The organism is Halorubrum sp. Atlit-26R (genome assembly GCF_003666015.1).
GTDB lineage: Archaea > Halobacteriota > Halobacteria > Halobacteriales > Haloferacaceae > Halorubrum.
This window is the reverse complement of record NZ_QPLT01000007.1, coordinates 72,888-85,073: the sequence shown is the minus strand read 5'-3', so window position 1 is coordinate 85,073 and position 12,186 is coordinate 72,888. Positions and strand designations below refer to the sequence as shown.

The 12,186-nt window shown below is 70.5% G+C and carries 11 protein-coding genes; 6 read left to right on the top strand and 5 right to left on the bottom strand.

Translation table 11 applies throughout. The features are described from left to right. Positions 1-582: 582 nt before the first annotated feature. Positions 583-2,484 carry a site-2 protease family protein gene (locus tag DVK07_RS09450; protein WP_121596821.1) on the bottom strand — a complete coding sequence of 634 codons (1,902 nt, stop codon included), beginning with the start codon at positions 2,482-2,484 and terminating at the stop codon, positions 583-585. 94 nt (positions 2,485-2,578) lie between these two features. Between DVK07_RS09450 and DVK07_RS09445 the strand changes: the two genes are divergently transcribed. Both DVK07_RS09445 and DVK07_RS09440 read left to right on the top strand, forming a co-directional pair. Then, entirely contained in the window at positions 2,579-3,037 is a 459-nt protein-coding gene (locus DVK07_RS09445) for a DoxX family membrane protein (protein ID WP_121596820.1), read from the top strand. 63 nt (positions 3,038-3,100) lie between these two features. Beyond that, the gene (locus DVK07_RS09440; protein WP_121596819.1) at positions 3,101-3,340 is read left to right on the top strand and encodes a hypothetical protein; all 240 of its coding nucleotides are present in this window, start codon (positions 3,101-3,103) and stop codon (positions 3,338-3,340) included. Between the two features lie 36 nt (positions 3,341-3,376). Here DVK07_RS09440 and DVK07_RS09435 read toward each other — a convergent pair whose 3' ends face one another. The 3 genes from DVK07_RS09435 to DVK07_RS09425 all read right to left on the bottom strand — a co-directional run bounded on the left by DVK07_RS09435 (position 3,377) and on the right by DVK07_RS09425 (position 6,996). Beyond that, the gene (locus DVK07_RS09435; protein ID WP_121596923.1) at positions 3,377-5,062 is read right to left on the bottom strand and encodes a methyl-accepting chemotaxis protein; all 1,686 of its coding nucleotides are present in this window, start codon (positions 5,060-5,062) and stop codon (positions 3,377-3,379) included. Positions 5,063-5,254: 192 nt separating this feature from the next. Next, positions 5,255-6,238 carry a 5,10-methylenetetrahydromethanopterin reductase gene (locus DVK07_RS09430; RefSeq protein ID WP_121596818.1) on the bottom strand — a complete coding sequence of 328 codons (984 nt, stop codon included), beginning with the start codon at positions 6,236-6,238 and terminating at the stop codon, positions 5,255-5,257. 2 nt (positions 6,239-6,240) lie between these two features. Then, positions 6,241-6,996, bottom strand: a complete 756-nt coding sequence (locus DVK07_RS09425; protein WP_121596817.1) for a coenzyme F420-0:L-glutamate ligase — start codon at positions 6,994-6,996, stop codon at positions 6,241-6,243. Positions 6,997-7,237: 241 nt separating this feature from the next. Here DVK07_RS09425 and DVK07_RS22625 point away from each other — a divergent pair, with 241 nt between their 5' ends. The 3 genes from DVK07_RS22625 (at position 7,238) to DVK07_RS09415 (ending at position 8,538) form a co-directional block, all read left to right on the top strand. Then, complete coding sequence (locus DVK07_RS22625; protein WP_158603133.1) at positions 7,238-7,390, top strand: hypothetical protein; 153 nt, start codon at positions 7,238-7,240, stop codon at positions 7,388-7,390. An 81-nt stretch (positions 7,391-7,471) separates the two neighbouring features. Continuing rightward, positions 7,472-7,975 carry a DUF367 family protein gene (locus tag DVK07_RS09420; RefSeq protein ID WP_121596816.1) on the top strand — a complete coding sequence of 168 codons (504 nt, stop codon included), beginning with the start codon at positions 7,472-7,474 and terminating at the stop codon, positions 7,973-7,975. An 89-nt stretch (positions 7,976-8,064) separates the two neighbouring features. Further along, the gene (locus tag DVK07_RS09415) at positions 8,065-8,538 is read left to right on the top strand and encodes a redoxin domain-containing protein (protein ID WP_121596815.1); all 474 of its coding nucleotides are present in this window, start codon (positions 8,065-8,067) and stop codon (positions 8,536-8,538) included. 544 nt (positions 8,539-9,082) lie between these two features. Here the strand turns inward: DVK07_RS09415 and DVK07_RS09410 are convergent. Then, positions 9,083-9,445 carry a DUF5518 domain-containing protein gene (locus DVK07_RS09410; RefSeq protein WP_121596814.1) on the bottom strand — a complete coding sequence of 121 codons (363 nt, stop codon included), beginning with the start codon at positions 9,443-9,445 and terminating at the stop codon, positions 9,083-9,085. Between the two features lie 137 nt (positions 9,446-9,582). Here DVK07_RS09410 and DVK07_RS09405 point away from each other — a divergent pair, with 137 nt between their 5' ends. After that, on the top strand, positions 9,583-12,042 hold the full coding sequence (locus DVK07_RS09405) for a cation-translocating P-type ATPase (RefSeq protein ID WP_121596813.1): 2,460 nt from the start codon (positions 9,583-9,585) through the stop codon (positions 12,040-12,042). Positions 12,043-12,186: the final 144 nt, after the last annotated feature.

Genomic DNA, 12,186 nt, shown 5'->3' with positions numbered 1-12,186 from the left:
CGAACGGTAGCGAGGGAGTATGAACCGGTGTGGTCGATCGGTTACTTATAAATCGGATCGTGGTGTTGCCGTCGGCTGTTTATCCGCGAACGACGACGCGGTGACGATCTCCAAAGCCACAGCCGCTCGTTTATAAATGTCTGATCGCGGATCGACGGCGACAACCTCCAACGCCCCAGTCGATCGTTTATAAATACCTGATCGCGGAGCGACGGAGACAACCTCCAACGCCCCAGTCGATCGTTTATAAATACCTGATCGCGGAGCGACGGAGACAACCTCCAACGCCCCAGTCGATCGTTTATAAGTGCCTGATCGCGGAGCGACGGAGGCAACCTCCAAAGCCCCAGCCGCGAGGACTCGCGCGGCTCGCTACGCTCCTCGTCACTCGCTTCGCTCGTTCCTGCGGTGCTTACGTCGCCGTGCTTCGTCCTCGCGGCTGCCCCTTTGAGTCCCACCCCGCGCCGCACGGCACCGCGCCTCGGACCTCCCCAGCCTCGTCGCGGCCGTTTAAAAACGGCCGCGACTCCCTCGCGCGTGCTCCTCGCGCCCGAGGGGCGCTCGGAGGCACGCGCCACCGCCTCAGATAACCCCGAGCGCGGTGAGTATCTGGTTGCCGAAGATCATCGCGACCAGCCCGGCCAGCATCACGAGCCCGGACGAGACCGTGATCGTCCGCACCGCGGCGTGCCGGTCGCTGATCGGGACCCGGCTGATCACCGCCTCGGCGACCATCCGGAGGATGCGGCCGCCGTCGAGCGGGAACGCCGGCAAGCAGTTGAACAGCGCCAGCTGGATGTTGATCCACCCCGACCAGAAGAGGAGGTTCGCCAGCAGGAACGTCCCGCCGCCGAGCGCCGCGAGCGGCCCCTCGACGACGAAGAAGTTGGTCAGGTCGCCGGTGAACCCCGCGAAGTTGAACGGGAGCCCGAACAGGCTGCCGAGCGGGAGGATGAGCGCGACGAAGACGAGGCCGAGCGGCGACTGAGTGACCCCGCCGAGCGGGAGCCCGTCCGCGGCCTCCTGACCGCCGTCGCCGCCGAGCAGTTCGAGGTAGGCGCCGGCGGGGTACTCGGTGACGCCCACGTCGTCGAGCGCGAGCCCGCTCGTGCCGGGGAAGACGCTGACCCCGATGAACCCGCCGTCGCGGTTCGGGTGCGCGTCGAGCTCCACGTCGTACGTCGTCCGCTCGCCGTCGGCGTCGAAGACGGTGACGGGGACGGTCTCACCGGGCTCGCGCTCGCCGAGGACGGCCGAGAGCGCCTCGTTGTCGACGACGCGCTCGCCGTCGACCGAGACGATCGTCAGCGGCTCGCCGAGCGCCGCGCCCTCGTCGTGGATCGGGCCGCCCTCCTGAACGCCGACGACGTACGCGCCGACCGGTACGTCGGGGACTGTGACGGCGCCCTCCTCGGCCGCCGTATCGACGCCGGACGCGTTCTCGGCACCGGGCGCGTCGCGGACCTGATCGAGGACGGTCGCGTTCCCCGTCACCGTCAGCGTCGCGCGCTCGTCGTCGCCGACCGCGTCGAAGAAGTCGGACTCGGTGGCGACCGGCTCGCCGTTCACCGCCGCGATCGTCACGGGCACCTCCTCGATGGTCACCCCGAGGGGGTTGCCGCCCGCGGAGCCGACCACCTGTAGCTCGCGGTCGACCGTCACCGTCTCCCGCGTCTCGCCGTCGTCGACGGTGAGCGCGACCGACTCGCCGGCGTCGGCGATCGCGGACTCGAACTCGCCGCTCGTCTCGATCGGCGTCCCCGCCACCTCGACGACCCGGTCGCCCTGCGAGAGGTCGGCCGCGGCCGCCGGGGAGCCGGGGTTCACCTCGCCGACCGCGTAGCCGGCCGCCGGCGAGATGGCGCCGACGACCGGGCCGAAGAGGAGCGCGAAGACGACGATCGTCAGCACCGTGTTCGCGGTGACGCCGGCCGCGAACATCCGGGCGCGGGCGCCGCGAGAGGCCTCTTGGGTCGCCTCCTCGTCGGGTTCGACGAACGCGCCGACCGGGAGCAGCGCGAAGAAGACGAGCCCCATCGAGTCGATGTCGATGTCCTCGACCCGGCAGAGCAGGCCGTGCGCGCCCTCGTGGACCACCATCGCGCCGGCGAGGCCGGCGACGATCTCCGGCGCGACCGACAGCGGGAGGAAGTCGTTGACACCGGGGATGATGAGGAAGTTCTGCGGCTGCTGGATCGCGGCGGGCTGCGCGTTCGTGAACGCGGACATCGCCGACGAGAGGATGAGCGCGAACGACGCCACCATCGCCACCAAGGCCCCGCCGAGCCCGAGGTTGGCGACCGCGCGCCAGAACCGCTTCGGCGCCGCGAGTCGGCCCAGGAAGGCGCGCCCGCGGAGCGTCCGGAGGGTCAACACCGGGCCGGAGACCCTGAACGCGTCCGGGAGGATCCCCTCGTTCCGCAGCCACATCGCGACCGCGGAGTACGCGAGGATCCCGGTCAGCACCCAGAACAACGTGTTCATTACGACCTCGTTGGGCTCGCCCGTTCGTAAGGGGTTCGGTTCCCGGAACCCCGGACGGCGAGGACTGATACGCCTCCCGCTCGTGTGGCGAGGTATGACCGACGCAGACCGACCCCGCTCGACCGACGCAGACGGAACGGAGTCCGGACCCTCGCTCGCCCCCCTGATGGGCGCGACGTACGTCGTCGCCGGGATCGCCCACTTCCTGGTCCCCGAACGCTTCGCGGAAGCGGTCCCGCCGTCGTTCCCCAGTCCGGTGGGACTCGTCTACCTCTCCGGAATCGCCGAGATCGTCCTCGGTATCGGCGTCACGATACCGCGGACGCGACGCCCGTCCGCGTGGGGGATCGTCGCCCTCCTCGTCGCGGTGTTCCCGGCGAACGTCCACCTCGCCCGGAGCGACACGCTGTCCGACCTCGTCCCGGACCGGCTCGTCGGCCCGGCGCGGCTCGCGGCGCTGATTCGGCTGCCGTTTCAGGGCGTCCTGATCGGCTGGGCGCTGCGGTACGCGCGCGCCGACGAGGCGGCGGCGACGCCGCGGTCGGAGGGGTGAATCGATCGGCGGATCGCCGCCGCGAACTCAACACCCAAGTACCCCCCGGTCCAAACGCCGCACATGATCGCGCTCATCGACTTCGTCTCGCGGCTGGTCGGCGACGTCGGCCGGTTCGTCGACATCTTCCTGAACGACCTGATCCTCGGCGCGGGCGACCCGCTGTCGGCGCTGCTCGTCGTCGTCGGACAGCTTCTCCTCGTCGGCGGCGTCGCCGTGTTCGGCTACGCCGCGGTCGGCGCGCTGCTCAACGAGATCGGCGTGACCCTCCCCTCGCTCGGCGGTCGCGGCCACTCCGAGTAAAGAGGCGGAAACCGGGGGCTCGATCGGACCCTCTCCTCAGTCGTCGTCGGCGCCCGTCGCCGACCGCGTCCCGGAGCCGCTCGCCGGGGCCCCGACCGCGGTCGCGGCCCCGCCCGACCCGTCCGGCACCTCGAACTCGTTCAGCCGCGCGAGCAGCTCGTCGGACTGGTCCGAGAGCGTGTGGACCTGCCCCGTCACCTCGGAGACGGTCGCGGTCTGCTCCTCGGCCGCGGCCGCGACGGTCTCGGCCTCGGTCGCCGTCTGTCGGCTCACGGACGCGACGCCGTCGACCATGTCGACGACCTCCTGTGTCGTGCGCGCCTGGTCGTCGGTCGCGTCGCTGATCTCCTGGACGGTCTCGTCGACCGTCGTCACGTCCTCGACGACCCCCTCGAACTCCCGCAGCGTCGACTCGATCGTCTCGACGCCCTCGGCGACCTGCGTCTCCATCTCCTCGGCGTCGGCCGCGGTCTCCGCCGACGCCTCTTGGACCTCCTCGATCCGGCCGGAGATCTCCGCCGCGGACTCGCGGGTCTCCTCCGCGAGCGACTTCACCTCGTCCGCGACGACCGCGAATCCGTCGCCGGAGCCGTCGGCGCGCGCCGCCTCGATGGAGGCGTTCAGGGCGAGCAGGTTGGTCTCCTCCGCGATCTCGTCGATCACGGCCGCGATCTCGTCGATCTCGCCGACCCGCTCCGCGAGGTCGGTGACCGCGGCCGCCGTCTCGCCGATCCGGGATTCGAGCGCCTCCAGCTCCGCGATCGCCTCGGCCGCCTCCTCGCGCCCGGAGCGCCCGCGCTCGGCCGCGTCGCGGGCGGTCTCGGCCGCGTCGTCCGCGCTCGCCGCGATCTCCTCGACCGTCGCGGACAGCGTGTTCATCTCGCCGGCGATCGCCTCTAACTCGTCCGTCTGCTCTGCTGCGCCGTCGGAGATCTCCTGAACCGAGCGGGCGACTTCGCCGCTCGCGTCGTCGACCTCGTCCATGCTCGCGCGCACGTCGTCCGCGGTGCCGGCCACGTCGGCGGTGAACGCGCCGACGTCGCCGAGCGTCTCGCCGAGGGTCGCGACGAGCCGGTTGTAGTTGTCGACGAGCTCGGCGTACCGGTCCTCATCGGTCGCCAGCGCGTCCGCGTCGATGGTCGCCGTCAGGTCGCCGTCCTGCGCGCGCTCCGCGGCGTCGCCGAAGGCGTCGACGAGCGCCTCCAGCTCGGCCGTGTAGGCGGCGAGGTTCTCGGCCATCTCGTCGAGCGACTCGCCGAAGGAGCCCGGGACGTCCTCGTCGAGCGCCGGGTCGTCGAACTCCTGTGCCGCGAGCGCCTCCGCCTGCGCCGAGACGGTCGTGAGGTAGCCGTGGACCTCGCCGAAGGCGCCGACGAGGTTCCCGACCTCGTCCGGCTGCGTCGGATCGAGGGCGTCCGCGGGGTCGTCCTCCGCCGGACCGGCCGCGTCGACGCCGCTCGTCCCCCCGATCTCTCCCGCGGCGATCGCGTCCGCCTCGCGCTCTAACGCCCGGATCGGGGCGACGAAGTCGCGTCGGACGATGAGCAGGGTGTTGTAGATGGCGACGACCGCGCCGAGGAACAGGGCGCCGGAGACGACGTACGCGGCGGTCCCGGAGAGGACGAACTGCGTGACGAAGATGCCGACGGTGACGAGGAACTGGATGCCGACCGCCGTGACGACCTTGCGCTCTATCGACTCCGTGACGCCGATCGCGCCCATCGTCCCCCACAGGAGGGCCTCGTACCGCCCGCGTATCCCCGGGCGGCGCTGTCGTGTCGTGGACATGTCCGGACCTCGATGAGAACGGCTTATGAACCTCCCGCCGACGTTATCAGGACCGATTCTCGATTGTCACGGCGCGAGAATCCGCCCGCGAGGTGCCCGGACCCCGACCCCTCGCCGCGAGACGCCTCAGAACAGCCCGTCGACCGCCTCGGCGGCGAGATCGACCGCGTTCTCCAAGTCCGGGCCGAGCGGCGAGCCGACGACGAGCCCGTCGGCGTGCTCGGCGACCGCGGCGGCGCGCTCGCGGACGGTCTCGGGGGTGCCCGCCATACAGAACGCGTCTATCATCTCCGGGGTCACGCGCTCGAAGGCGGCGGAGAACTCGCCGGCCGAGACGCGGTCGCCGATTTTCGTCGCCGCGTCCGGGTCGATCCCGTGGCGCTTCAGGACGGGCGGCGCGGCGCCCGCGGTGATAAAGGCGACCGGCGGGCGGGCGGCCTCGCGGGCGGCGGTGTCGTCCTCGGCGACCGACACCGCGGCGTACGCGATCAGGTCGAAGTCGCCTCGGTGATCGGGACGATCCGCGAGGCCGTCGTCGACCTGTTCGCGGGCCCACGCGAGGTCCTTCGGGTGCGAGCCGTTGTACAGCAGCCCGTCGGCGTGCTTGGCGGCCATCCGGCACATGTGCGGCCCCTCGCCGCCGACGTGGACCGGAATCCCGGCGCCCTGCGGGGGCTCGTAGTTGAGCCCCGCGTCCGTCGCGTCGAAGGTCCCCTCGTGGTCGACGCGCTCGCCGGCCCAGAGCTTCTGTGCGGTCTTGAACGCCTCCAAGACGGGGCGGAGGCCGCGTTCGTCTTCGAGCCCGAGGTTCGCCAGCGTCGAGGGGTCGCCGGGGCCGAGGCCGAAGACCGCCCGGCCTTCGGAGGCCTCGTCGAGGGTGGCGACCTTGGAGGCGAGCGTCGCGGGGTGGGTCTCGTAGGGGTTGGCGACGCCCGGGCCGAGCCGGACCGAGTCGGTCGCGGCCGCGAGCCGCGAGAGGAACGCCCACGGGTCGCGGTTGTTGTAGTGACACGTCGAGTAGACGGCGTCGTAGCCGGCGTCCTCGGCGCGGACGCCGAGGTCGACGAGGCGGGACAGCTCGTGTTCGGGGGTGAGTTCGATGCCGAGCATGGTTATTCGTCGAAGGACCACTCCCGCAGGGCCTGCCGGACGAAGTCGCCCTCGACCTCGCGGAAGTGGTTGTCCGAGCCGTCGTGGTCGCCGAACGCCCAGTCGCGGACGACGACGACCGGGGTGCCCCCGTCGCCCTCGCCCGCGATCAGGTTGGCGGCCGCGGCCAGCTCGTCGATCACGTTCTGGACGGTGACGCCCATCTCGCGGCCGTCGCGGTCCGTCTCGCCGCGCCAGTCGCGACTGGCGGGGGTTCCGGCCCAGCCGATCGCGACGCCGCGCTGCCCGTGGCGGAACGGGCGTCCGCAGGTGTCGCTGACGACGACGCGGTCGGCCGCGAGCCCCTCGCGGATCCGGGCCGCGCTCTCGGAGGGGCGCTCCGGGAGCAGCAGCAGGTCGCCGTCGGGGACGTTCGACCGGTCGATCCCGGCGTTAACGCCGATGTGGCCGAAGCGCGTGGCAGTGAGGAGGAAGGGGGCCTCCATCAGGAGCTCCGACGACTCCTCGATGACGGCCTGCGCGAAGCGCGGGTCCTTCTCCTCGTCCGCGATCTCGGCGAGCCGGCCGGCGACCGCCTCCGCGCGCTCGCTCGCCGGGAAGTCGTCGAGGTCGAAGACGCGGCCCTCCGCCTTCGAGACGACCGTGCTGGCGACGACGACCACGTCGTCCTCGCGGAGGTCGACGCGCTCGTCGATCATGGCCGCCAGATCGTCTCCCTCCCGGATCTCCGGGAGGTCCGGAACCGCGAACAGCTCCATGTGATCACCTGCGCGGCGACGAGGAAAAACCCCGCCGGTACCGGGTCGGTTTGACGCTATCCGGGGCGTGGTACGTGAGACGGCCCGGAAGCGCATATCAGTGAATGACGGAGCATTTCGTATTTTATTGTACGATTTGGGCCGTAGTACTCGAAATATAATACGTATATTAGGAGATACCAGAGATAACGAGACATTCAGCCGAACGGTTTTGTAGGAAGACCGAGAATCGTCGCCCGCGATGTGTGAATCAGCAACGGAAGCCGAACCGACACCTACGGAAGACGAACCGACACCTACGGAAGACGAACCGGCGCCGATCGGGACGCGGACGCGCGTCTCGGCCGAGAGCGACGACGCCGAACCGGTTCTGACCCGGACCCGCGCCCTGTGACGGGCGGCGGGCGACGGCTCCGCGTATTTTTCTGCTGTCCACGTCCGCACGGCTTATAGGCGACTCCGTCGAATCCGAGGTGTGGACCTCCACGTCCGGTACGAGGGCGACGACGACCCCGACAAGTGTACGGCCCGGAAGCTCGCGCGCTTCGACCTCGCGGAGCTCCACCGCTCGGACCGTGCCACGCCGTACGGGGTCGTCTTAAACCCCCACGCGGAGCGCGCGCTCTCGCCGGCGGACGCCGAAATGGCCCGCGAGAACGCCCTCGTCGCGCTCGACTGCTCGTGGGAGTCGGCGGGCGAGAAAATGTTCAGTCTCCCGGGCGAACACCGGGCGCTCCCGTACCTCGTGGCCGCGAACCCCGTGAACTTCGGACGCCCGATGAAGCTCACGACCGTCGAGGCGTTCGCGGCCGCGCTGATCGTCCTCGGCGAGCGCGACCACGCGGAGCGCGTCCTGTCGAAGTTCACGTGGGGAGAGACGTTCCTCGAACTCAACGACGAGCCGCTCCGGCGGTACGCCGCCTGCGAGGACTCAGCCGAGGTCGTCGCGATCCAGCAGGAGTACCTCGACCGGGGGTAGCCGCGAAAGGGTCCGCGACCCCGCGCCGACGCCGGCACCGAACGCGGTCGCGACAAGCCTTTTGCGTGAATCGGCCGTACTGTGTGAAGATGGTATCCACAGGCGACGCCGCACCCACGTTCACCGCGACGGTCGGCACGAGCGACCACGAACCGTTCGACCTCGACGAGGAGATCGGCGACGGGCCGGTCGTGCTCGCCTTTTTCCCCGGCGCGTTCACGCCGCCGTGTACGAACGAGATGATCGCGTTCCAGGAGCGCGCCGACGCGTTCGAGTCGGCCGGCGCGACCCTCTTCGGGATCAGCGCCGACTCGCCGTTCTCGCAGGGCGCGTTCCGCGAGGAGCACGGGATCGAGTTCGACCTCGTGAGCGACATGGCCGGCGACGCGATCCGCGCGTACGGGCTGGAGATCGACATCGCCGAGCTGGGCCTCCACGGCATCGCCAACCGCGCCGTCTTCGTGATCGACGACGACGGCGAGGTCGTCTACGACTGGGTCGCCGACGACCCGACGAACGAGCCCGACTACGCGGCGGTCCTCGACGCCGTCGAGAGCGCTTAAAAAGGGAGTTGTCGCGGCGTAGTCGGCTCCGTTGCTGTCCCGGTCATTTTTCATAAAACGTCGAGGCGCTCGTAGTGACGGAGTCGCCGGCGCTCCGCGCCGATTTCAGAGGGACCTCCGGTCTCTCGCGGCCCAGCCGCGAGGCGGCCCCGCAGGCAGACGCCGTCGGAGAAATCCACCTCACGCGTGACTGTGTTGAAGCCCTCTACAAGTGATGTATCTGAGCCCCTTTCGCTCAGTACGGGATACTCACGAACCGCTCGGTACAGTCGGTCCACTGAGTATCGGTGTTTCGTACCACACAGAGGCGCACCAGAGAACTGGGGAAGCCAGTCCGGAACGTGGAGCGGTTCCGGTGTGTCAGAGGCACTCCCCGGTCCGTACTTCTGATCGGGCTTTGATATACCCCGGCATTAACTCCCTTCCTCACAGTATCTCGACAAGTACCTCTCAGCGACCAGCTGTTTCGGCCCAGTTTGTGTCTGAAGAATCGGCTTTCAACGGAGCCGGTTCCGTTAAATTATGCCGCCTCGCAAAAACGCGCTTATTTCCCGACCACGCCGCCGATGGCGCCAGCGAGCGCCGAGTCGACCGCGAACAGGAACGTGAGGAACAGCCCGACCGCGAGGACGCCGGCGCCGCCGAGCAGGCTCCCGAGCGGGCCGCCCACGAGGCCGACGAGCCCGCCGAACGCGGCGAGCAGCAGCGTGACGACGACCCCGCTCACCGACCCCGCGAGCAGCCCGTGCCAGAAGCCAGAGAGCAGGCCACCGCCGGCGAGGTAGCCCGCGACGAACCCGCCGACGAGCCCGGCGGCCGCGTGCCCGACGACCGGGACGGCGGTCGCCAGAACCCCGGCGATCAGCATCACGACGAAGCCGTAGCCGACGGCGCGCCAGTCTGTCATGCCCGCGAGTAGCCCACCCACAGATAAATACTCGCGGATGTTTTGCTATTTCTAACTGCTGATTTAATAATTACTTATAAAATAACCCGTGAGAATGGCAGTTGGATTAATAACGGTGCGGCGGATAGGGTCGGACAATGAGCGACTCACGCGAATCGAACGGCCCCGACGACGGGGCGACGGATCCGCCCGCCGGCGGTGCGACCGACCGCCCCGACGGCGCGGAGCTCCGCCTCGCGGTCCCGGACATGGACTGCTCGTCGTGCGCGGGGAAGGTCGAGGGCGCGCTCGACCGCGAGGGCGTCCTCTCGGTCGACACGCGCCCGACGACGGGCGTCGTCGTCCTCACGTACGATCCGGACCTGACGGACGTCGAGGCGCTGACGGCCGCCGTCGAGGCGGCCGGCTACGCGGTCGAAGACGCCGAGTCCGACGGCGTCGCCGACGACCTGTTCACGAGCCCCCGAGCGATCGCGACCGCGGTCGGCGGCGTCTTCCTCGCGGTCGGACTCGCCTTGGAGTGGCTGCTCCCGGGGCTCGACCCGACGTTCGCGACCGTCGGCGGCGTCGGCTTCCTCGGGCCGTGGGGCGTCACCGGCGCGTCGGTCGCGTTCCTGCTCGCGGTCGCGGCCGCCGCGCCGCCGATCCTGCGGAACGGCTTCTACTCGCTGCGCGGGCTGAGCCTCGACATCGACCTGCTGATGAGCGTGGGCGTCGTCGCCGCGCTGCTCGTGGACCTGCCGTTCGAGGCGGCGACGCTCGCGGTGCTGTTCTCGGTCGCCGAGCTGCTCGAACGCTACTCCATCGACCGGGCGCGCACCTCCCTCCGCGAGCTGATGGAGCTGTCGCCCGACGAGGCGGTCGTGATCCGCGACGGTGCGGAGGAGACGGTGCCCGCCGGGGCCGTCGCGACCGGCGAGCGGCTGGCGGTCCGCCCCGGCGAGCGCGTCCCCCTCGACGGGGTCGTGAAGGAGGGCTCCGGTGCGGTCGACGAGTCGCCGATCACCGGCGAGTCCGTCCCCGCGGAGAAGGAGCCCGGCGACGAGGTGTACGCGGGCTCGATCAACGAGGCCGGCTACCTCGAGGTCGAGGCGACCGCGCCCGCCGAGGAGTCGACCATCGCGAAGGTCGTCGACCTCGTCGAGGCCGCCAACGGCGAGGAGACGCGCGCGGAGCGGTTCGTCGACCGCTTCGCGGGCGTCTACACCCCGATTGTCGTGGTCGGGGCGATCGCCACCGCGACGCTCGGCCCGCTCCTCGTCGGCGGCGGCGCGGAGACGTGGTTCGTCCGCGGGCTCACGCTCCTCGTCGTCGCGTGCCCCTGCGCGTTCGTCATCTCGACGCCCGTCAGCGTCGTCTCCGGCGTGACCGCGGCCGCGCGCAACGGCGTCCTCATCAAGGGCGGCGAACACCTGGAGGCCGCCGGCGACGTCGACGCCGTCGCGCTCGACAAGACCGGGACGCTCACGCGCGGCGAGCTGTCGGTGACCGACGTGGTCCCGCTCGGCGACCGCGACCCCGACGACGTCCTCGCGTGCGCGACCGCCATCGAGCGGCGGAGCGAACACCCGGTCGCGGCGGCGATCGTCGCGCAGGGCGAGGAAGTCGGTTCCGATCCCGGCGACGGCGATCCCGACGAGACCGAGGTCACCGGCTTCGAGGCGCTGACCGGCGAGGGGGTGCGGGCCGACCTCGACGGCGAGACCCACTACGCCGGCAAGCCCTCGCTGTTCGAGGAGCTCGGCTTCGACCTGAGCCACGCGCACGTCCGGTCCGACGGTGGAGTCGTCCGCGAGCGCGACGCGGACGGCGAGGAGCCCGACGACGCGAGCGCGAGCGTCACGGAGCCCGAGCCCTGCGACCACGGCCGGTACCTCGACTTGGCGAGCGAGACGATCCCGCGGCTCCAGGCCGAGGGGAAGACGGTCGTCCTCGTGGGGACCGAGAGCGAACTGGAGGGCGTCGTCGCGGTCGCGGACACCGTCAGGCCGGAGGCGGCGTGGGTCGTCGACCGGCTCCACGAGCTCGGGATCGACCGCGTCGCGATGCTCACCGGCGACAACGAGCGGACCGCCCGTGCGATCGGCGAGCGCGTCGGTGTCGACGAGGTACGCGCGGAGCTGCTCCCCGAGGAGAAGGTCGACGCGGTGCGCGAGCTCGGCGCCGAGGCCGACGGCGGCGTCGCGATGGTCGGCGACGGGATCAACGACGCCCCGGCGCTCGCGGCCGCCGACGTCGGGATCGCGATGGGCGCCGCCGGCGCCGACACCGCGATCGAGACCGCGGACGTGGCGCTGATGGCCGACGACCTGACGCGGCTCCCGTACGTGGTCGACCTCTCCTCGCGCGCGGGCTCGACGATCCGGACGAACATCGGCGCCTCGCTCGCCGTGAAGGCGCTGCTCGCCGCGGGCGCCCCCCTCGGCTACGTGAGCGTCGCGATGGCCGTGGTCGTCGGCGACATGGGGATGAGCCTCGGCGTCACCGGCAACGCGCTCCGCCTCGGCAACGTCGAACCCGCCGAGCCCCCGTCCGCGGACGCGGAGGCCGCAGAGTCGTACGCGGAACCGGCCGAATCGAACGCGGAGACGGCGTAGGGTCGGGCGACGACCCGTTCCGTCACGGGCGATCGGCGCCACTACGTCTGCGCCGACCGGAGACGATGCGACGTCGGGGCGCACTCACACAACTCACAGCTGAGTAGATTTACAAAACGTACTGGTTATAACGGTAACACCCCC